This window comes from Ruegeria sp. CDSC025 (assembly GCF_059610805.1).
The window spans coordinates 347,181-366,441 of sequence record NZ_JBXWOJ010000001.1 but is presented as its reverse complement, the minus strand read 5'-3'; the positions used below and the strand labels follow the sequence as shown (position 1 = coordinate 366,441).

Annotated in this window: 21 protein-coding genes; 10 read left to right on the top strand and 11 right to left on the bottom strand. The window is 56.9% G+C overall.

The window, feature by feature from the left end:
* Positions 1-60: 60 nt before the first annotated feature.
* Positions 61-426, top strand: coding sequence for a HesB/IscA family protein (locus tag AC2FH8_RS01795; protein ID WP_142634067.1), 366 nt, complete (start codon positions 61-63; stop codon positions 424-426).
* Here AC2FH8_RS01795 and AC2FH8_RS01790 read toward each other — a convergent pair.
* Positions 423-1,346 (bottom strand): isopenicillin N synthase family dioxygenase, encoded by a 924-nt coding sequence (locus AC2FH8_RS01790; protein WP_496687903.1) that lies wholly within the window; start codon positions 1,344-1,346, stop codon positions 423-425. The genes AC2FH8_RS01795 and AC2FH8_RS01790 overlap by 4 nt on opposite strands.
* A 116-nt stretch (positions 1,347-1,462) precedes the next feature.
* Here AC2FH8_RS01790 and tpiA point away from each other — a divergent pair, with 116 nt between their 5' ends.
* Positions 1,463-2,212, top strand: coding sequence for a triose-phosphate isomerase (gene tpiA, locus AC2FH8_RS01785; RefSeq protein WP_496687901.1), 750 nt, complete (start codon positions 1,463-1,465; stop codon positions 2,210-2,212).
* On the opposite strand, the gene AC2FH8_RS01780 is transcribed toward tpiA, so the two are convergent.
* From AC2FH8_RS01780 to AC2FH8_RS01755, 6 genes are all read right to left on the bottom strand, one after another.
* Entirely contained in the window at positions 2,213-2,524 is a 312-nt protein-coding gene (locus AC2FH8_RS01780) for a DMT family transporter (RefSeq protein ID WP_142634071.1), read from the bottom strand. It lies immediately after the preceding gene.
* 156 nt (positions 2,525-2,680) lie between these two features.
* Positions 2,681-4,057: a TRAP transporter large permease gene (locus AC2FH8_RS01775; protein WP_496687898.1), complete on the bottom strand. Its 1,377-nt coding sequence runs from the start codon at positions 4,055-4,057 to the stop codon at positions 2,681-2,683.
* A complete protein-coding gene (locus AC2FH8_RS01770; protein ID WP_142634075.1) occupies positions 4,057-4,734 on the bottom strand; it encodes a TRAP transporter small permease in 678 nt (225 codons plus the stop codon). Before AC2FH8_RS01770 ends, AC2FH8_RS01775 begins: the two co-directional genes overlap by 1 nt.
* 113 nt (positions 4,735-4,847) lie before the next feature.
* Positions 4,848-5,849 carry a DctP family TRAP transporter solute-binding subunit gene (locus tag AC2FH8_RS01765; protein ID WP_496679567.1) on the bottom strand — a complete coding sequence of 334 codons (1,002 nt, stop codon included), beginning with the start codon at positions 5,847-5,849 and terminating at the stop codon, positions 4,848-4,850.
* Between the two features lie 363 nt (positions 5,850-6,212).
* The gene (locus tag AC2FH8_RS01760; RefSeq protein ID WP_496687895.1) at positions 6,213-7,442 is read right to left on the bottom strand and encodes a sigma-54-dependent transcriptional regulator; all 1,230 of its coding nucleotides are present in this window, start codon (positions 7,440-7,442) and stop codon (positions 6,213-6,215) included.
* Complete coding sequence (locus AC2FH8_RS01755; RefSeq protein ID WP_496687892.1) at positions 7,439-9,172, bottom strand: sensor histidine kinase; 1,734 nt, start codon at positions 9,170-9,172, stop codon at positions 7,439-7,441. The genes AC2FH8_RS01760 and AC2FH8_RS01755 overlap by 4 nt, the downstream gene beginning before the upstream one ends.
* Positions 9,173-9,219: 47 nt before the next feature.
* Between AC2FH8_RS01755 and AC2FH8_RS01750 the strand changes: the two genes are divergently transcribed.
* Positions 9,220-10,401, top strand: coding sequence for a cytochrome P450 (locus tag AC2FH8_RS01750; protein ID WP_496687889.1), 1,182 nt, complete (start codon positions 9,220-9,222; stop codon positions 10,399-10,401).
* 3 nt (positions 10,402-10,404) lie between these two features.
* Here AC2FH8_RS01750 and AC2FH8_RS01745 read toward each other — a convergent pair whose 3' ends face one another.
* On the bottom strand, positions 10,405-10,884 hold the full coding sequence (locus tag AC2FH8_RS01745; protein WP_496687886.1) for an Lrp/AsnC family transcriptional regulator: 480 nt from the start codon (positions 10,882-10,884) through the stop codon (positions 10,405-10,407).
* A gap of 142 nt (positions 10,885-11,026) precedes the next feature.
* On the opposite strand from AC2FH8_RS01745, the gene cobA reads away from it, so the two are divergent.
* The 7 genes from cobA (at position 11,027) to infC (ending at position 16,650) form a co-directional block, all read left to right on the top strand.
* Positions 11,027-11,803, top strand: coding sequence for a uroporphyrinogen-III C-methyltransferase (gene cobA / locus AC2FH8_RS01740; protein ID WP_496687884.1), 777 nt, complete (start codon positions 11,027-11,029; stop codon positions 11,801-11,803).
* Positions 11,803-12,117, top strand: coding sequence for a DUF2849 domain-containing protein (locus tag AC2FH8_RS01735; RefSeq protein WP_142634089.1), 315 nt, complete (start codon positions 11,803-11,805; stop codon positions 12,115-12,117). Before cobA ends, AC2FH8_RS01735 begins: the two co-directional genes overlap by 1 nt.
* A gap of 65 nt (positions 12,118-12,182) precedes the next feature.
* The gene (locus AC2FH8_RS01730; RefSeq protein WP_496687881.1) at positions 12,183-13,847 is read left to right on the top strand and encodes a nitrite/sulfite reductase; all 1,665 of its coding nucleotides are present in this window, start codon (positions 12,183-12,185) and stop codon (positions 13,845-13,847) included.
* Positions 13,837-14,598 carry a phosphoadenylyl-sulfate reductase gene (locus AC2FH8_RS01725; protein WP_271946855.1) on the top strand — a complete coding sequence of 254 codons (762 nt, stop codon included), beginning with the start codon at positions 13,837-13,839 and terminating at the stop codon, positions 14,596-14,598. Before AC2FH8_RS01730 ends, AC2FH8_RS01725 begins: the two co-directional genes overlap by 11 nt.
* Entirely contained in the window at positions 14,595-15,002 is a 408-nt protein-coding gene (locus AC2FH8_RS01720) for a DUF934 domain-containing protein (RefSeq protein ID WP_142634095.1), read from the top strand. The genes AC2FH8_RS01725 and AC2FH8_RS01720 overlap by 4 nt, the downstream gene beginning before the upstream one ends.
* Positions 15,003-15,111: 109 nt before the next feature.
* Positions 15,112-15,945 carry a ferredoxin--NADP reductase gene (locus AC2FH8_RS01715; RefSeq protein WP_496688215.1) on the top strand — a complete coding sequence of 278 codons (834 nt, stop codon included), beginning with the start codon at positions 15,112-15,114 and terminating at the stop codon, positions 15,943-15,945.
* Positions 15,946-16,068: 123 nt separating this feature from the next.
* Positions 16,069-16,650, top strand: coding sequence for a translation initiation factor IF-3 (infC, locus tag AC2FH8_RS01710; RefSeq protein ID WP_246097134.1), 582 nt, complete (start codon positions 16,069-16,071; stop codon positions 16,648-16,650).
* 48 nt (positions 16,651-16,698) lie between these two features.
* Here infC and AC2FH8_RS01705 read toward each other — a convergent pair whose 3' ends face one another.
* The 3 genes from AC2FH8_RS01705 to AC2FH8_RS01695 all read right to left on the bottom strand — a co-directional run bounded on the left by AC2FH8_RS01705 (position 16,699) and on the right by AC2FH8_RS01695 (position 19,242).
* Positions 16,699-17,088 carry a hypothetical protein gene (locus tag AC2FH8_RS01705; protein ID WP_496687878.1) on the bottom strand — a complete coding sequence of 130 codons (390 nt, stop codon included), beginning with the start codon at positions 17,086-17,088 and terminating at the stop codon, positions 16,699-16,701.
* A 73-nt stretch (positions 17,089-17,161) separates the two neighbouring features.
* On the bottom strand, positions 17,162-18,478 hold the full coding sequence (locus AC2FH8_RS01700) for an aspartate aminotransferase family protein (protein WP_496687876.1): 1,317 nt from the start codon (positions 18,476-18,478) through the stop codon (positions 17,162-17,164).
* Entirely contained in the window at positions 18,475-19,242 is a 768-nt protein-coding gene (locus AC2FH8_RS01695; RefSeq protein WP_496687873.1) for a beta-keto acid cleavage family enzyme, read from the bottom strand. Before AC2FH8_RS01695 ends, AC2FH8_RS01700 begins: the two co-directional genes overlap by 4 nt.
* Between the last annotated feature and the right edge of the window lie 19 nt (positions 19,243-19,261).

Sequence of the window (19,261 nt, the reverse complement as noted above, 5' to 3'; positions counted from 1 at the left end):
TCTTGAGCCTGATGCCTCGCGGCACTACATTAGCAACAACGAACAACGACGGAGATCATGATGTTCGGCATCCCCGGCAAACAGGCCGTAACAATGACACCAAAGGCTGCAGAGCAGATTGCCCGCCTGATGACTTCGGGCGGTCATGCTGGTTTGCGTATTGGCGTCAAGAAAGGCGGATGTGCCGGGATGGAATACACCATGGACTATGTCGACCAGCCTGACACCAATGATGAAGTGGTCGAGCAGGACGGCGCGCGGATCATGATCGCCCCGATGGCACAGATGTTCCTGTTTGGAACAGAGATCGACTATGAGGTCTCGCTGCTTGAATCCGGTTTCAAGTTCCGCAACCCGAATGTTGTAGATGCCTGCGGTTGCGGAGAATCCATCAAGTTCGACGAAAGCATTGCAACTCAGCCTTAAGACGCTGCCTGCAAGTGCACATAGGTCTCGTTGAAACGACGCGTCAAGTGCTCTCCTGCCTGGATGACATTCTCTGAATGTGGCGGGGCAACATTGGTGTCATAAGACGGGTTGAAGAACAAAGGAACCGACAGCCTTTCAGCAGATCCACCGATCACACGGTGCAGAGTTGCCTTGACCGCCCCTGCCGTCCAGAACTCCAGCATCTCCCCAAAATTGATAATGAATGTTCCGGGCTGCGCTTGGACCTGAGCCCAACTCTGGTCCGGCATCTGTACCTCTAACCCGGCTCGACCATCGGTGGCCAGCAGGGTCAGACAGCCATAATCAGTGTGCGCTCCGATACCGAAATCCTTTTCGCCTGCCCAGACTGGCCTTTGCGGGTAATAATTGCCGCGCAACAGGGCCATGGGCGTGTCGAAGGCAGTGTCAAAGCTGTTGGCATCCTTGCCCAATGCCACCGAAATGGCGCGCAACACCCGCATGGCAACCGAACAGGCGTCACCATAATAGGCCTCGATGATTGATCGAAACTCGGGCACAGTCTCCGGCCATTGGTTCGGGGCATAAACCGAGAGGTTCTTGCCAAAGTACCTATTGGTCTCAGCTAGCTCGTATCCGCAATCGAACACCTCTTTGAAGTCAGGATTTGCAGCTGGATCTACCTGTTCCGAGCGCGCGGCGCCCCACCCACGGTTGGACCCGGTCACAGCCATATCAACACGCCGTTTCTCGACCTCTGGCAGCCGGAAGAATGCGTGATATGCCGAGATGACCCGTTCCACCCGACAGGCAGAGATACCAGTATTGGAGACGGTCAGAAACCCAACTTCACCGACGGCGCGGGTCAATTTGGCCAATTCCGCCGTGTCGCACCGATCCAGTTTTTCAAGATCAAGATGTTCGATCATATTGCTCATTCCTCATCGCGGCGGAAACTGCCGTTTTGCAACGGGCTCTGCAACCGGAATTGTCAGACCTGACTGGCAATGATATCCGGTCACCAGAAAACCGATTTATTTCAAGGGGACGCGATATGCGGCGCAAACTGGCGGCTGGAAACTGGAAGATGAATGGTAATGCTGCCGACTTGAGCGAGCTTCAGGCCCTTTCTCACATGCATGCTGCCCCGGCAGTTGATATTCTGATCTGCCCACCTGCCACCTTGATCCATCGGGCCAAAGAGAAGGTCCCGGGCGGAAACATCCAGATAGGCGGTCAGGATTGCCACGCGGCAAACTCGGGCGCGCATACAGGTGACATTAGCGCCCAGATGCTGGTCGACGCCGGAGCGTCAGCCGTCATTCTTGGCCATTCTGAACGCCGCGAAGATCATGGTGAACAGAATGAAGATGTTCGTGCTAAGTCTATTGCCGCTATGAATGGTGGGCTAAAGGCAATCATCTGCGTCGGTGAAAGCCTGGAACAGCGCGAGGCCGCCAATACCCTGGATATAATCGGCGGTCAGATGTCCGGCTCGATCCCGGATCAGGCAACGGGCGAAAACCTAATAGTCGCCTACGAACCGATTTGGGCCATTGGCACGGGCAAAGTGCCCACCCTGGATGAGATCGGACAGGTTCATGACTTTATCCGCACGCGGCTGGAACGGCGCTTTGGCGAAGGCGTTGGGCGTTCGGTCCGGCTGCTTTATGGCGGCTCGGTAAAGCCATCAAACGCCGCCGAGATTTTCGCCGTATCGAACGTGGATGGCGCTCTGGTCGGCGGGGCGAGCCTGAAGGCTGACGATTTCTCGGGCATCATTCAGGCTCTGGAACAAGCTTGATCAGGCCATTTTCATCGTCACCATCCCGGCTATGATCAAGACTGCCGCGCAGATGCGCGTGGCGGTCAGGGCTTCGCCCAGAAAAAGAATACCAAAGGTAAACGCGCCAACCGCTCCTATTCCCGTCCAGATGACATAGGCTGTTCCCAAAGGCAGCGTCCGCATGGCCAGTGCCAGCAATGTGAACGAACCAAGCATCGAAACCGCCATCAGGGCGGTCGGCCAGAACCGGGTGAACCCGGCAGATTGTTTCATCGCCACGGCCCAGACAATTTCAAGCAGGCCGGCAAACAACAGGATAATCCAGGGCATAGAAGAGACCTCTGATCAGTCCGGGTCGTCCCGGATACTGTCTCGTGATGGAGAGGTCGTCCTCTGCCCTTTAGATAATCCCCTTGGCGCCCCGTTCAAGACGCAAAAACCGGGCAGAGATCCCCTGCCCGGTCTTATTCTCAGCGGCTGGACCCGCTAGTTTGTTATGATCTCCGGCCCCATGAAAGTGTTGGGCAGAAAGGTGGATATCCACGGGATATAGGTCACCATGATCAGGAAGACGAACAGGACCGCCAGGAATGGCAGGGCCGCCCGGACAACGCCCATCATCGGCATGCCCGCCACGCCCGAGGTCACGAACAGGTTCAAGCCGACCGGCGGGGTAATCATCCCGATCTCCATGTTCACAACCATGATGATGCCCAGGTGAATCGGGTCGATGCCTAGCTCGATTGCAATCGGGAACACCAGTGGTGCTACGATAACCAGCAGTCCCGAAGGCTCCATGAACTGGCCGCCGATCAGCAAGATCACATTAACCACGATCAGGAAAGCCACCGGCCCCAGACCTGCCGACAGCATGGCAGTTGCTATGTGCTGCGGTACCTGTTCATCGGTTAGAACATGTTTCAGGATCAAGGCGTTGGCGATAACGAACAGCAGGGTAACGGTCAGTTTCCCAGCTTCGAACAACGTCTGCTTGGTGTCGGGGTGAAAAATTGCCGTGATCAGCGCATAAGGCTTTCTGAGCAAAGAGATATTCTTTTCCTCACCCTCGGTGCTGAGGGGGCCCATGTCCTTGTAGACGAAGCTGGCAATCAAAAAGGCATAGACTGCGGCCACCGCAGCGGCCTCGGTCGGGGTAAAGATACCGCCGTAGATGCCGCCCAGAATGATCACGATCAGGAACAGACCCCACCCGGCCTCGCGTGCCGAGACAAGGATTTCGCCCCAGCCTTTCCATTCACCTTTGGGTAGGTTCTTGACTTTGGCCATCACATAAATGGTGATCATCAACATCAGCCCAGCCAACAGGCCGGGGATCACACCGGCGAGGAACATGCGCCCGACAGAAACTTCGACAGCGGCGGCATAGACCACCATCACGATCGACGGCGGAATCAGAATACCCAGCGTCCCTGCGTTACAGATAACGCCGGCGGCGAATTCCTTGGAATAGCCAACCTGCCGCATGCCAGCGATCACAATCGAACCAATGGCCACCACCGTAGCCGGAGACGACCCCGACAGGGCCGCAAACAGCATACAGGCGAACACGCCCGCAATCGCCAGACCTCCGGGCAAGTGCCCCACGCAGGCAATCGAGAAACGGATGATGCGCCGGGCCACGCCGCCCGTGGTCATGAAGGACGAGGCCAGAATGAAGAAAGGGATCGCCAGCAGGGTAAAATGCCCTTCGAAAGCCTCAAACAAGGTACCTGCGACCGAGGCGAGCGAACTGTCGGAATAAATCAGCAGAAACAGGGTCGAACTGAGCCCCAACGCCACCGCAATCGGTACACCGATCAGCAGCAGGCCGATCACCATCGAGAACAGAAGAATGACATCCATCAGTTGTGCTCTCCTTGCTGAGCGCGGACTTCTTCAATCTCGTCCTCGACTTCGTGGCTAGCGACCATCCGGTCGGCTTCGCCGCGCCAAATCTGTACCGCAACCTGCGCAAAGCGGATCACCAAAAGCAGCATCGACACGGGCAGAACCAGATACGGCACCACCTTGGGCAGTTTTTCATAGCCCTCGCCATAGTTGATCAGATCCTCAAGAAACCGCAGCGGGGCGACCATCGGAATGTCGTCGACCTCATAAAAGCTCTGACTGCGCGCATCGAAGTTGAACCCGGTAGGGAACCATCGCCCCGATGTGGGCGGCAGATCCGCGAACACGGCCCAATAGTCATATGCGCCTTTTAGCATCAGCAGAGAAAACACCAGACAGCAGGCTACTGCGATCAGAGCCAAAATCCGTCGAGGCGCCGGGCTGAGCATGTTCAGGATGGCGTCCACTCCCAGATGGGCGTGTTTCTTGACGGCATAAGACGCCCCAAGCAGCACCAACCAGCCGAAGGCGAATACCGTCAGCTCCAGTGCCCATAGGATATTGGAATTAAAGAAATACCTTGCGATCACATTGGCAAATGTCACAGCCGTCATCAGGCCCAGCAACGATGCGATCAAGGTTTCTTCGATATGGTCGACCAGCCCGCCTTGGCCGGATTGCGCACCAGACATCTATCTGTCCCCACATTTTTTTGAGATAAGTGCTGTTTGGGCGGGCCAAATCGGCCCACCCTGCCTGCGCGTCGAATACTCCCCAGTCCCCGGACGCGCGGCGTATACCAGGATCAGAACCCGGCGTTGATAGCCTGCGCGGCGTCGATCTTTTCTTGACCCACGTCACCGGCGAACTGTTCCCAAACAGGTTTCATGGCGTCGATCCAGGCCTGACGCTGTTCAGGGTTAAGTTCACGGATGATACCGCCCGCATTTGTGATCGAGACCTTGGCTTCCTCGTTCACCGAGAAGGATTCTTTGTTCCGCTGTTCTGTCACTTCGCCCAGAATGGTCAGGAACTGTTCGCGCACCGCAGGATCCAGGCTGTCCAGCCAGTCAACCGATGTCACGACCAGATAGTCGATGACACCGTGGTTGGTTTCAGTGATACCGTCCTGAACCTCAAAGAACTTCTTGCCGTAGATGTTGGACCAAGTGTTTTCCTGTCCGTCGACGACACCTTGCTGCAACGCGCCATAAACCTCTGAGAAAGCCATTTTCTGCGGGCTTCCGCCAATCGCCTCCATCTGCGCGACCAGCACGTCAGAGGATTGGACGCGGAATTTCAGGCCATCGGCATCCGACGGATCGACCAGCGGTTTGTTGGCCGACATCTGTTTCATGCCATTGTGCCAGAATGCCAGCCCCTGCAGGCCACGGCGCTGCATGCTGTCTTTCATCGCCTGACCGTCAGCCGAAGCCTGAAATGCGTCTACCGCGTCAATGTTCTTGAACATGAACGGCAGGTCGAACAGGCGGAATTGCTTGGTGAACTTCTCGAACTTGGACAATGACGGGGCCGCCAGTTGCACATCGCCCTGCAACATCGCCTCAAGGACTTTATCGTCGTTATAAAGCGTGGAGTTCGGGTAGACCTCCATGCACATCACGCCGTTCATCTCATCATTAACGCGCTGTTCCAGCAACGAGGCTGCAATACCCTTGGGATGTTTATCGGTATTGGTCACATGCGCGAATTTCACGACGATTTCGCCGTCTTCACAAGCGGCCATGCCTGCGGTTGCTGTTACGGTTAGAGCGACGGCCGTCGCTGCCGTTGTCAAAAATTTCATCAGTCGAGTTCTCCCAGATACTTCACTACGTCTCCGGACGCGCAGAAGCCGTCCCATGGCGGCGAGTGAACCGAATCGGGGTCAAGCCCTCAACTTATTGTGGGCTTGACTATCGGGTAGTATTTTTTCATTTATTTACTGAGTGTTACGCACTTCCTGTCTGGTATCCATTTGAGCCATTCGGGAACCCGTGCGAGAATCCGCACATATAAATGCCCCATTGTGTGGATTTCCGCACAAATAACGATTCGCCGAATCCGAATCGATTGCCGGGCATTTGGTTCGCCCCGCAGTCCGCGTCAGCGGACTGCCACGCCCAACAGCTTAACCGCATGACAATGCGGGAAAAGCTGGCGGGAGCCTTTACCTCCGGTAGTCTTCAGGACGAATGTGGTATCGCGCCAGCTTGTCGTAGAAGGTTTTGCGAGGCAGCTTTAGCGCCTTTGCGGCTTCTGATGCCTTGCCGTTATGCCGGCCAAGGGCAGCAATCAGCAGAGATCTTTCGACCCGTGCCATCTGCTCGCTCAACCCCAGTTCTGCGGCCTGCGAGACATCTTCAGGCATTCCCAGCACAAACCTCATTGCGGCTGACATCAACGACCGTGCGTTGCCCGGCCAGTCTCTGGTCATCAGCGATGCCAGATGGTCCGACGTGATTTCCGGTTCCTTTATCCCGGCCTGTTCGGCTGCCTGTGCTACATAGTGGCGGAAGATTACAGGTATATCCTCGGGGCGCTCGGCAAGCGACGGTATGCGAACGCGCATCACATCCAAACGATAGAACAAATCCGCAAGAAACCGTCCATCCGAAGACAATTCGGCCAGGTCAGTGGTCGTGCCCGCCAGAATTCGGGCGCCTACACCCTGTTCAACCATCTCCAGTGCTGCATATTGCGTGGCCTCTGGCATGGCCGAGATTTCGTCCAGAAAAAGGGAACCACCGGCTGCATCTTCGCAGACATGAACCAGATCGCTGGTCGACAAACCGGCGGATGGACGTTTGACAAATGGGCCCTGACTTTGCGGCGACATTAGGTGAACGACCTCGGCAACTTTGGACACTCCGCTGCCAGCCGGTCCGGTGACCAAAACTTCGGCCCCTGTCTTGGCTACCGTACGAACCCTTTCCCTCAGGGCTTCAGCCTTTGATGAGAGACCGAACAGCAGGCGTGCCGCTGGATCGCCGCGCTCAAGCTCGCTTTTCATCGCCCGTTGTTGCAGGACATGTTCTCGCGCCTCAGAGGCCTTGCCCAATACCTTTAACAGGTCAGCCGCAGCGCAGGGTTTTTCCAGAAAGTCGAACGCGCCCTGCCCCATGGCCTGCACTGCCATTGGTATGTCGCCTTCTCCAGTCAACAGGATGACAGGCAGATCAGCATCCATATCGCGGGTGTAGGTCAACAGGTGAAACCCGTCCCGACCAGGCATCCGGATATCCGATACGATCACACCGGCGAAATCGGCCCGGATATGATCCTTGGCCGCCACAAAGGACCCGGCTGTTACGGGTTCATAATCGGCAAGCTCCAGCGTCTGGGCCAGCGCCTCGCGCACTGCCGAGTCGTCATCGACCAAAAGCACTTTGCGGGTCATGCTGCCCCTACTTCGCTGAAATGTTCCAGTTCCACAGTGAATACCGCACCTGTCGGAGCGTTGGTGCCCCGAATGTTACCACCAAAACTCTGAACCAGACCATATGAGATCGACAGCCCCAGCCCCATACCCTCGGACGAACCGACGGCTTTGGTGGTGTAAAACGGCTCGAACAGCTTTTCCGAGTTTTCGATCCCCGGACCGGTGTCACTGACCGTGACCGTCAGGGTTTGGCCGCTGTTTATCGCGATCTTGATCATGCGTTGGTTTTGCTCACTCATCGCATCGGCGGCATTGTTAATCAGATTTACGAACACCTGTACCAATCTCACTTCGCCACCCCAAGCATAGATAGGGACATCTGGAGCCTGCCATTCCATACGAACGTTTTCCGAATTCAGCCGGGCCTCGGTCAGTTCCAACGCCGTTTCTATTACCTGAACCAGATCAACTCTGCCCATGGGCTCGTTTTCATTGCGGGCAAAAGCCCTGAGGTTCTTGATAATTCGCGCCATTCGCGCGGCCAAATCGGAAATTCTGGTGAGGTTCTCGGCGGCTTTTGACTCGTCACCTCTGGTCAGAAAAGCCGTTCCGTTCTCGGCGAATTGGCGAATGGCCATCAGCGGCTGGTTCAACTCATGGCTGATGCCCGCCGACATCTGCCCGAGCGCACTCAACTTCCCGGCCTGTATAAGCTCTTCCTGCGCATGTTTCAGCGCGACCTCGGCCTCTTCCCGTTCATGAACCTCGCGCCGCAGGGCCGTGTTCGCGGCGGTAAGCGCATGGGTTCTGCGCGTCACGCGGCTTTCCAGCACCGCATTGGCCTCAGCAAGCGCGCGCCGGCGTTCGGTTGCCATGTACAAAAGCGCCCCGAAGGCCAGACAGATCGCAGCGACCGCCGCTGCTTGCAAATTCGCCAGACGGCGCGCCGGGGCCACATCCACCAGCACCTCTGCTGTCATGTCTATCACCGGTAGATCGAGCGTAAGGTGTAACGCATGCCGTGGCAGATACCGGCCCCAATTCAAGGTCCAAAGCTCGTGTCGTCCGATCAGATTCGACGAGAAATCAACCGCCTGCCCCTCGGGCGGCACCAGCCCCGGTTGACCTTCGGTCCGACGCCAGAACAACAGGTCGGATCGGTTCGAGATGAACACCACACCTTCCCCATCAATAAAGAAAATGGCCTCGGTACTGCCCCGCCAAGTCTGTTCGACATCCTGCACATCGGCTATAACCATCAATGCGCCTTCGACTATACCGGTGGGACCAAAGGCAGGAGCTGCATAGGAATAGGTTCGATCGCCGCTTGTGGACTCGACCCCGTGGGCACTGCCCATAGCTCCCTGCATGGCGCGCCTGAATGCGGGATGGTCTGCCATCGTCAATTCAGGCACCGGGTGGGCGGCTGCAAGTACCCTGCCCAGACGGTCCAGATAGACAATGTTAACGGCGGCAGTTTTGTCTGCCACGTCCAGCAACACAGCCTGCGCGATGGCGCGATCGCTCGGCGTGACAAGCGTTCGAACAGCCGGGTGGCTGGCCATCAAGACAGCCAGTTCCTGATAGACCTGCATTTGTGTGCTAAGGCGGTCGGCGGCCAATTCCAGATCGGCCTCAGCCTTATCGCTCAGCGGCGACAATGCCTGACGAAAGCCGTATGACCACACCCCAACAGAGAGCAGCCCAACAGCAATCAGAAATGTCGAAATCAACCATACCCTTTGCATGACATTGGGTCTTGCATTCAACGCGCCTCATGGCAAGTGTGCCCGCCATGAAGACTTTGCATCAATCCCCTGTTGACCCGAATTTTGTCCAGAACCCTTATCCGTTTTATGATGCGGCCCGCGCGCATGGCGACCTTGTGTATTGGGCCGACTACCGGATGCACGCTGCTGTATCCCACCGGGCGGTTCAGGCCTTGCTGAAGGACCGTCGTTTCGGTCGCGAAGTGCCGCCGGAAATGCAGCGTCCAGGTCCTGCGCATCTAGCCCCCTGGCTGATGGTCGAATCTCATTCGTTGTTAGAAGCAGAGCCGCCGCGCCACACCCGGCTTCGACGCCTGGTCATGCGCGCCTTTACGTCACGTGCCATTGCGGCACTGGAACCAACGATCCATGACCTCAGCCACAAGCTGATCGACGCCTTTACCGATGCGCCGTTCGATCTGCTGGACACCTATTGCACGCAAGTTCCGGTCGTTACGATCTGCCGCCTTCTAGGCGTTCCCGAAGAGATGTCGCCCGAGCTTTTGCGCTGGTCCCATGACATGGTGGCGATGTATCAGGCCAGCCGCACACGCCAGACCGAGGATGCGGCGGCGGCCTCGGCAAAAGAGTTCACCGACTTTCTCTCGTCTTACGTCGAAAAGCGCCGGTCTGACCCTCAGGATGACCTGATTACCCGGTTGATCGCCGCTGAAGAAGATGGTGAAAAACTGTCGCGTGACGAGTTGGTTGCAACTTGCATTCTTCTGTTGAATGCCGGTCATGAGGCCACGGTTCATTCTCTGGGAAATGGGCTTAGGACCGTATTGCGAAAAGGTGTAAAAGCCGATGCCTTTCAGCCTGAAACGATTGACGCCTCCGTCGAAGAAATCCTGCGCTTTGATCCCCCGCTGCATATGTTCACGCGCTATGCCTATGAAGAGATCGAACTGTTCGGGCACAGTTTTAAACGCGGTGACGAAGTCGCTTTGTTGCTTGGAGCCGCGAACCGTGATCCCCAAGTCTGGGCCGAACCTCATAAGTTCGATCCAACCCGCCCCATCCTGACCAACAGCAGCTTTGGCGCGGGTCTGCATTTCTGCGTCGGAGCACCGTTGGCCCGACTCGAAATGCGAATAGCGCTGGCGGCACTGTTCGAACGCTGTCCCAACCTAGCGCTCAGCGAGGAACCGGAATATTCCAACAGCTACCATTTCCACGGGCTAAAGCGGTTGATGGTTCAGGTCTGATCGCTATTTCTCGATCAGGGCATTCAGCGGCAGCATGGTCGTCGACTTGATCTCTTCCATCGACAGCAACGCAGTCACATTGTGGACGCGCACCTCGGAAATCAGTGTCTGGTAGAACACGTCATAGGCGCGCGCGTTTTTGACGCGCACCTTGAGTATATAGTCGATATCGCCTGCCAGCCGGTGCGCCTCTTGCACTTCGGGGCGGTCCCGCAGGGCTTTGAGGAACGTTCGCTGCCAATCCGCCTCGTGTTCAGAGGTGCGGATCAGCACGAAGAACGTCGCCTCAAAACCAAGCGCCTCGGCATCCAATAATACCGTCTGCTGACCGATCACCCCGGCCCCTTTCAGCTTGCGGATACGATTCCAGACAGGCGTCTTGGAACTGCCGACGCGGGCTGCTATTTCGTCCAGCGATTGGCTGGCGTCGCGCTGCAGCTCAACCAGAATTTTCCGATCCGTGTCATCAATCCGCACTGACATTCCAATTTCTTCCTCGTTTCGAAACTTTCGTATCGCTTAACCAATACAGCGAAACGTTTGTTCTTATTTATGCGCACATATGGCGTAATACCGGGAATATTTCCTATATTGAGGGTCAAGTCAAACCAACCCGGACCGAAACATGCAAGTGACGCAAACATATCAGGACGCAGGCCATGTCGACTTTGTCGGCGCAGGCCCCGGTGATCCCGAATTGCTGACGCTCAAGGCCCTGCGCGCATTCGAGCGCGCGGAAGTTGTCCTGCATGACCGGTTGATCAGCGCCGAGGTGCTGGCCCTAGCCGGGCAAACGGCCGTTCTGGTCGATGTTGGCAAAGCCGGGTTCGGCCCCTCGTGGAAACAGGAAGACATCGACGCGCTGCTGGTAGAGTACGCTCTGAAGGGTCTACGCGTTGTACGCCTGAAATCCGGTGACCCCACCGTATTTGGTCGTTTGGACGAAGAAATCGACGCCGTCGAAGCAGCTGGCATCTCGTGGCAGATTATCCCCGGCATCACCGCAGCCTCGGCCGCAGTTGCAGGCATCGGGCAAAGCCAGACGCGCCGCGGGCGCAATTCTTCGATCCGTTTCCTGACCGGGCACGACATGAAGGGGTTCGCCGATCACGATTGGAGCGCCCTGGCGCAGCCCGGTTCGGTGGCGGCGATCTATATGGGCAAAAAGTCTGCCCGGTTTATTCAGGGCCGCCTGATCATGCACGGCGCCGACCGGGCCACACCTGTGACGCTGATCGAAAACGCGTCGCGTCCCGATCAGCGCATATTGACCACGACGCTGGATCACATGTCCGCCGATCTGAGCGCCTCGGACATGGACGGCCCCACCCTTACTTTTTACGGCCTTGCCCCCCGCCAGGCAGCCAAGGCCCTGACTGAATTCAAAAAGGAGCACGCCTGATGGCCCGCGCTTTTACCCCCAAAGTGGTAACCGCCAACGATCTGTTGGAAGGTGACGTCATCTATCTGACCGAGGACGACCGCTGGTCACGTGAATTATCCGAGGCAGAGCTGATCACAGACGAAGCCCACGCACAGATCCGCCTTCTGGATGCCGAACGCCAAGCAGGCAAGATTGTCGGTGCCTATCTGGCGGATGCCATAGCTGGCGACGAAGGCCCAGAACCAACTCATTTTCGGGAAGACTTCCGCCGGACTGGTCCGTCCAACTATGCCCACGGCAAACAGGAAACTTCCCCGCAGCCCCGGGCCTGATCCCTGGCCCTCTCTCTCCCCTACATTGGCCCCAGGTTCGGGGCTGCACTTAAGGACAGCTAATCATGTATCGCTACTCCGAGTTCGACACAGCATTTTTGGCAGAACGCAACAGACAGTTCCGCGCCCAGGTCGAGCGCCGCATTGACGGATCGCTGACCGAGGATGAGTTCAAGCCGCTGCGGCTGATGAACGGCCTGTATCTGCAGCTGCACGCCTATATGCTGCGGGTCGCCATTCCTTACGGCACGCTGAACAGTGCGCAGATGCGCCAACTGGCCCTGCTGGCTGAAAAATGGGACAAGGGCTATGGCCATTTCACCACCCGTCAGAACATCCAGTACAACTGGCCCAAGCTGAATGACGTGCCGGATATGCTGGACGCGCTGGCCGAGGTTGGCATGCACGCCATCCAGACCAGCGGCAACACCATTCGTAATGTGACCGCCGACCATTTCGCCGGTGCCGCCGCGGATGAGGTCGCCGATCCGCGCCCCTATGCGGAACTGCTGCGCCAGTGGTCGACCGACCACCCGGAATTTCAGTTCATGCCGCGTAAGTTCAAGATCGCCATCACAGGGTCAGAGAACGACCGTGCCGTGATCAAGGCGCATGATATCGGCCTGCAACTGGTCGAACGTGACGGCGTTCTGGGCGCCCGTGTTATCGTAGGCGGCGGTCTGGGCCGTACGCCCATGATAGGCAAGGAACTGTCTGACTTCGTCGCGTTTGACGACCTGCTGGCGTATCTCGAAGCCACCGTTTCTGTGTGGAACCAGATCGGTCGCCGCGACAACAAGTACAAGGCGCGCATCAAGATCACCGTGCATGAGCATGGCATCGACGCTATCCGCGCCAAGGTCAACGAACGCTTCCTGCAGGTCCGCCCGCAGTTCAAAGGCGCGGATATGAACCTGCTGGAAGAGATCAAGAGCCACTTCGCTGCACCCACCTTCCGCGAAGCGTCGGTTGCGTCGTTTGAAGGTGCATACACCAACGATCCGGTCTTCCGCTCGTGGGTCGATACCAACATCGCGCCACACAAGAATGCGGACCACGCGATTGTCACCATCTCGATCAAGAAGCACGGCGCGACGCCGGGTGATGCAACTGCCGAGCAGATGCGCGTGATGGCCGATCTGGCCGAAGAATTCGCCTATGACGAGCTGCGCATCAGTCATGAGCAGAACGTGATCCTGCCGCATGTCCATAAATCGGACCTGCCCGCGATCCATGCCAAACTGAAAGAATACGAGCTGGCCACCGCCAATATCGGCCTGATCAGCGACATCATCGCCTGCCCTGGCATGGACTATTGCGCGCTCGCAACGGCGCGTTCGATCCCGGTTGCACAGGAAATCGCCACCCGGTTCGAAGACCTCAAACTGGAGCATGATATCGGCCACCTGAAGATCAAGATCTCGGGCTGCATCAACGCCTGTGGTCACCACCATGTCGGCCATATCGGCATTCTTGGTCTGGATCGTGCAGGCGTCGAAAACTACCAGATCACTCTGGGTGGTGACGGCACGGAAAACGCCGCAATCGGTGATCGTACGGGTCCGGGCTTTGCCTATGATGAGATCGTTCCGGCCGTTGAGCGCATCGTCGAAACCTATCTGGAGCAGCGTGAGGGTGCCGAAGAAACCTTCCTCGAGACCTATCGCCGTGTCGGAATGACTCCGTTCAAGGCGGCCCTCTACCCCGAGGCGCGAGCGAATGCCGCTTGATCTGATCCAGACTGAACTGGGCCGGGATAGACGTGAACTGACCGAACGGGTTAGTGAGTTGAACGCCCGGTTCCGCCACCACAGTGCGCATGACGTGATGCACGGAGCAATGGAAGAGATCGATGATCTCGCTCTGGTCTCAAGTTTCGGTGCGGAATCGGTGGTGTTGCTGCATATGGCGGCCGTGGTCGACAAGATGACCCCGGTGCTGTTCATCGACACGCAGATGTTGTTCACCGAAACGCTGGAGTATCAGCAGGAGGTGAGCGAGCGGTTGGGGTTGCGAAACGTCAAGATCATCCGCGCGGATGACGAGGATGTTCAACGCGACGACCCCTATGGCGCGCTGCGTCTGCGGGACATGGATGCGTGCTGTAACCTGCGCAAGACCTTCCCGCTGCAACAGGCATTGTTGGGATATGATGGCTGGATCACCGGGCGCAAACGGTTTCAGGCAGGGTCCCGCGCCACGCTTGATTTCTTTGAGGTCGAGGACGGCACAGGCCGGATCAAGGTCAACCCGCTGGCCCATTGGGCGCCCGAAGATGTGCGCGCCTATATGGAAGAGAACAACTTGCCCAGGCACCCGCTGGTGGCCAAAGGATACCCTTCGATCGGCTGTGCGCCCTGTACTTCGCCGGTCAAACAGGGCGAAGACCCCCGCGCCGGACGCTGGCGCGATCAGAACAAGGAAGAATGCGGCATTCATTTTGTAGATGGCAAGATGATGCGCGCCGGAGAGAACACATGAACGTTATCGTAACCGATGAGGGGTTCGCCCCCGATGATTGGACTGATGGCTATGTCACGCTGGAAGACGCGGCCAATGATGTGGTCGCGCTGGATGTCAGCTCGGACACGGATCCCGATGAACTTGCCGAACGGCTGGGCTGTGCCAAGATGGTGCGCATCGATTTCCCGTCCTTTGCGGATGGGCGCGGCTTTACCATCGCGCGGACCCTGCGCCTGAAAGGCTATACCGGTCGCTTGCGCGCCAAAGGCCATGTCTTGGCCGACCAGTATGCCATGGCGCGGCGCAGCGGCTTTGATGAGGTCGAGATTGAAGACACTCTGGCCGATCGCCAGCCCGAAGATCAGTGGGTGGCTCGCGCCAACTGGCAGGACAACAACTATCAGGCCCGCCTGCGCGGCTAAAACCGCCTTTCGCAGCCTCAAATAGGAACGTAGGGGCAAGAGCCCCCTTTTCCTGACTTGGATCAAAGATTAAACGGAGATGTCGGTTTACTCCACCGGCAGTGAAACGATGACAGAGATGAAACCCGTGACCGAAGCAACCGCCGTGAAGGCCCCCGTTCTGCCGGACGCCCAGACTGTGACAGACGTCAAGCATTGGACTGACAGCCTGTTCTCATTCAAAGTGTCGCGCCCCGCTTCCTTGCGGTTCCGCTCGGGCGAGTTTGTGATGATCGGCCTGCTGGGCGACAACGGCAAACCCCTGCTGCGCGCCTATTCCATCGCCTCGCCGTCCTGGGATGAAGAGCTTGAGTTCTATTCGATCAAGGTACAGGACGGCCCGCTGACTTCGAAACTTCAGCACATCAAACCAGGCGATCAGATCATCCTGCGGCCCAAGCCGGTTGGCACGCTGGTCCATGACGCCCTGCTGCCTGGTAAGCGCCTGTGGTTCTTTGCCACCGGCACCGGCTTTGCACCCTTCGCCTCTCTGCTGCGCGAACCACAGACCTATGAGGATTATGATGAGGTCATAATCACCCATACCTGCCGCGAAGTGGCCGAACTGGAATATGGTCGCCAACTGATTGAAGACATCCGTAAGGACGAAATGCTGGCTGAGCTGATGGGCGAAGGTTTTGCGGACAAGATTCGTTACTACCCGACCACCACACGCGAACAGAGCCCCAAAATGGGCCGCATTACCGAGCTGTTGAAAGACGGCACAGTATTTGCCGATCTGGGGATTGAGGGCGGCATCCAGCCGGATACGGACCGCGCGATGGTTTGCGGATCATTGGCTTTCAATCTGGATATCAAAAAAATCCTCGAGGATTTCGGACTGCGCGAAGGCGCAAATTCCGACCCCAAGGAATTCGTCATTGAAAAGGCCTTTGTTGGCTAATCCGGTTTGCCGGTCTGATATGCGACATCAGATCGGCAAAAACGCGGGAATATCATGGGAAATTCACGCTGGTGGTCACTTATGCCGCTTGAAACGTCCCGCAGCCCAGTCTAAATTCCGGGCTTGAAATTCTGCAATCATCAAAGGAATGAACCCATAGCTCGCAGACCTCACAACGCGCCGCCTCAGAGAGACACCGGCCCGCGCGTCAATGATAAGATCCGTGCCCCCGAAATTCGCCTTATCGGCGCCGAAGGTGAAAATGTCGGGGTGGTTCATCCCGCCAAAGCCATGCAACTCGCGGACGAAGCCGGCCTGGATCTGGTCGAGATTTCGCCGAATGCAAACCCTCCGGTTTGCAAAATCATGGACTTTGGTAAATTCAAATACGAAACGCAGAAACGCGAGGCCGAAGCGCGCAAAAAGCAAAAAGTCATTGAGGTGAAAGAGGTCAAGTTCCGGCCCAACACCGATACTCATGACTATGAAGTCAAAATGCGCAACGTGTTCAAATTCCTTGAAAACGGCGACAAGGTAAAGGTGACTCTGCGCTTCCGTGGTCGTGAGATGGCACACCAGAATCTGGGCCGTGAGCTGCTGGAACGTGTTGCCGTGGACACCAAGGAAATCGGCAAGGTCGAGAACATGCCCAAGATGGAAGGCCGTCAGATGATCATGATGATCGGCCCGCTGCCGCAGAAGTAAGCCCTGCGACAACTGCGTTATTCGAAACCCCCTCGGATTGAGGGGGTTTTATTTTGCGCTTCGGCTTTTGAGCCAGACCCTTGCGTCATTCACATCAAATGCCAGCGAAATCAGGTCAATAACCAGTAGAAACACCAGAAATTTCGCATATTCGGTCGCCAGTTCAGCCTCGCTTGCAAATGCTGCAATCACGACGAAAACCATTGGCACCCAACATATTAGATGCGGAAATGCCATCGCTTTGCTCATCCCTCGTGTCGCCAGCATGATCGGAAGATTCAATGCCATCCCACCGATTGCGAGTGCTGCGATTAGAATACCATTTGGCTGATCCAGATACGCCAGAGGTGCCAGATTGGTCGGGATGAGCAGCACCACCAACCAGATCTGTACCCAGGCGGGCAAGTCCCGAAAACTCTTCCAGATGTCGACAATCATCATCGCTCCTTCAGGATTTGACCTTTTGTCGATACCCTATTGAGTAAAAAGAGAAAGTCAGATCAAAAGAGCGTCAGATCGCGGCTTTGAGTGCGGCCTCCAGCTTTTCAACCAATTCCTCAATCTGTGCGTCGTCGATAATGAAAGGCGGTGCCAACAGAATATGGTCGCCACTTCGACCATCGCGCGTGCCAGACATGGGGTAACAGATCAGACCAGCGTTCAATGCCGCCTTCTTGATCTTGCCCGCGAGACCAAGTGCGGGATCAAACGGTGTTTTTCCGGCCCGATCCGAGACCAGCTCAATACCGCGGAACAGCCCGCGGCCCCGAATATCGCCGACATTAGGGTGCTCGCTGAACGCAGTTTCCAGCGCAGATTGCAGTCTCTGTCCCATAAACTCGGCGCGCTGGGGCAGTTGTTGGCTCGTCAATTCCTTCAGCACCGCCAATGCCGCTGCAGTTGCCACCGGATGGCCGACATAGGTATGCCCGTGCTGGAAAAACCCTGACCCAATTTGGATCGCCTTATATATCCGGCTCGTACACAACATTGCGCCGATGGGTTGATAACCCGCCCCCAAACCTTTGGCGATGCACAGAATATCCGGGGCAATTCCATCGTGATCGCAGGCAAACAAATGCCCGGTGCGCCCCATTCCGCACATGACCTCATCCAGGATCAGCAAAACGCCATATTGATCACAGATTTCACGTATGCGCCTAAAATACCCTTCGACCGCCGGGACCGCCCCCAGCGTTGCCCCCACGACTGGCTCGGCCATAAACGCCATGACGGTTTCAGGGCCAAGACGCAAAATTTCGGCCTCCAACTCATCGGCCACCCGTTGACCATAGGCGTGGCTGCTCTCACCATCTTGCTTTTCGGCATATTCGTAGCAGGGCGCGATATGGGTCATTTCGATCAGCATCGGTGCGAATTGCGCACGGCGCCAGGCATTTCCCCCCGCTGACAAGGCCCCCAAAGTGTTTCCATGATAGCTTTGGCGGCGCGCGATGACATGGCGGCGCTCGGGCTGACCGATCTCAAGAAAATACTGCCGCGCCAGTTTGATGGCGGCCTCTGTTGCTTCGGACCCTCCGGATACGAAGTAAACGCGATCCAAATCCCCGGGCGCATGATCAATCAGAAGGTCCGCAAGGGCTTCGGCAGGTTCGGACGTCATAAACCCGGTATGCGCAAAGGCGATCTTTTCAACCTGGCTTTGAACCGCCTCGATCACCGCCCGGTTTGAGTGGCCAAGACAGGACACAGCAGCATCACCGCAATCCAGATACCGCTTACCGTCAGCATCGATCAGATAGCAGCCTTCGCCGCCAACCGCGACCGGCAGCTGAGATTTCGTATGGCGTGGGAAAACGTGGCTCATGATCTATCCTCTTTCAATCTGGCGACAAGGGCCGCGACTGAGGCGGCGTTATTGTCCCAAGTGTCTCCGTTCCGGTCTGCGATGCTGTTTTCAAATCCGACCCGGACATCACCGCCCAAGGACGCCGCATGTATTAAACAGTCATGCTCTCGTTTTCCAAAGGCACAGATCATCCAAGGCGAATCCCCGTCCGGAAACGCATCCAGATCCAAGGGCTTTGATTCCTGATCAGTCCGATAGCGCCCCAGAACAAGCAAACGGTCGGATTGTTGTTTGCGGACAACCCCACGATATTGCCACCGTGTTAATAGGGCCGCATCTTCAGCGTCGTAAAGAATATGCTGAACCCGCGTCCCCTGATCCGCGCAAAGACCATAGATCCGGTCAGCCAGATCGTTATCGCGCGCGATTTCGCGAACCGAGATCGACGCCCAAGCCGGTCTAACCTTCTTCAGACATTCGAACTGGCTGCTTACATCAAAAATCCCTGCCGCCTCGGTTGTGATCTGGATGTCCAGAGCCGGAACCCGCCGCCGAAGTTCGGCAAGTGTTTCCAGATACTGTCCCGCGTCCAAAGAGTGACGGCCTTCTGTGTCCCGAATGTGCAGATGAAGACCGGCCGCACCGGCCTCATGGCATGCTCTGGCCGCTTCAAGAATTTGCGAGGTTGTGACAGGCAGGGCTGGGTGATCTGCCGCACCTCGGCGCGCACCATTGGGCGCCGCCAGAATGTAGGGTTCAGATTTCGACCGATGCTGTGACATTCCCTGCCCCCGATTACCT

Bases quoted from the DNA above. Each gene is read 5' to 3' on its own strand.
- AC2FH8_RS01715 (WP_496688215.1), top strand. From the start codon at position 15,112: ATGACAGAGATGAAACCCGTGACCGAAGCAACCGCCGTGAAGGCCCCC.
- AC2FH8_RS01755 (WP_496687892.1), bottom strand. From the start codon at position 9,172: ATGCAAAGGGTATGGTTGATTTCGACATTTCTGATTGCTGTTGGGCTG.
- AC2FH8_RS01780 (WP_142634071.1), bottom strand. From the start codon at position 2,524: ATGCCCTGGATTATCCTGTTGTTTGCCGGCCTGCTTGAAATTGTCTGG.
- AC2FH8_RS01725 (WP_271946855.1), top strand. From the start codon at position 13,837: ATGCCGCTTGATCTGATCCAGACTGAACTGGGCCGGGATAGACGTGAA.
- cobA (WP_496687884.1), top strand. From the start codon at position 11,027: ATGCAAGTGACGCAAACATATCAGGACGCAGGCCATGTCGACTTTGTC.
- AC2FH8_RS01695 (WP_496687873.1), bottom strand. From the start codon at position 19,242: ATGTCACAGCATCGGTCGAAATCTGAACCCTACATTCTGGCGGCGCCC.
- AC2FH8_RS01745 (WP_496687886.1), bottom strand. From the start codon at position 10,884: ATGTCAGTGCGGATTGATGACACGGATCGGAAAATTCTGGTTGAGCTG.
- AC2FH8_RS01700 (WP_496687876.1), bottom strand. From the start codon at position 18,478: ATGAGCCACGTTTTCCCACGCCATACGAAATCTCAGCTGCCGGTCGCG.
- AC2FH8_RS01750 (WP_496687889.1), top strand. From the start codon at position 9,220: ATGAAGACTTTGCATCAATCCCCTGTTGACCCGAATTTTGTCCAGAAC.
- AC2FH8_RS01795 (WP_142634067.1), top strand. From the start codon at position 61: ATGTTCGGCATCCCCGGCAAACAGGCCGTAACAATGACACCAAAGGCT.
- AC2FH8_RS01775 (WP_496687898.1), bottom strand. From the start codon at position 4,057: ATGGATGTCATTCTTCTGTTCTCGATGGTGATCGGCCTGCTGCTGATC.
- AC2FH8_RS01765 (WP_496679567.1), bottom strand. From the start codon at position 5,849: ATGAAATTTTTGACAACGGCAGCGACGGCCGTCGCTCTAACCGTAACA.
- AC2FH8_RS01730 (WP_496687881.1), top strand. From the start codon at position 12,183: ATGTATCGCTACTCCGAGTTCGACACAGCATTTTTGGCAGAACGCAAC.
- AC2FH8_RS01720 (WP_142634095.1), top strand. From the start codon at position 14,595: ATGAACGTTATCGTAACCGATGAGGGGTTCGCCCCCGATGATTGGACT.
- tpiA (WP_496687901.1), top strand. From the start codon at position 1,463: ATGCGGCGCAAACTGGCGGCTGGAAACTGGAAGATGAATGGTAATGCT.
- AC2FH8_RS01735 (WP_142634089.1), top strand. From the start codon at position 11,803: ATGGCCCGCGCTTTTACCCCCAAAGTGGTAACCGCCAACGATCTGTTG.
- AC2FH8_RS01705 (WP_496687878.1), bottom strand. From the start codon at position 17,088: ATGATTGTCGACATCTGGAAGAGTTTTCGGGACTTGCCCGCCTGGGTA.
- AC2FH8_RS01790 (WP_496687903.1), bottom strand. From the start codon at position 1,346: ATGAGCAATATGATCGAACATCTTGATCTTGAAAAACTGGATCGGTGC.
- AC2FH8_RS01760 (WP_496687895.1), bottom strand. From the start codon at position 7,442: ATGACCCGCAAAGTGCTTTTGGTCGATGACGACTCGGCAGTGCGCGAG.
- AC2FH8_RS01770 (WP_142634075.1), bottom strand. From the start codon at position 4,734: ATGTCTGGTGCGCAATCCGGCCAAGGCGGGCTGGTCGACCATATCGAA.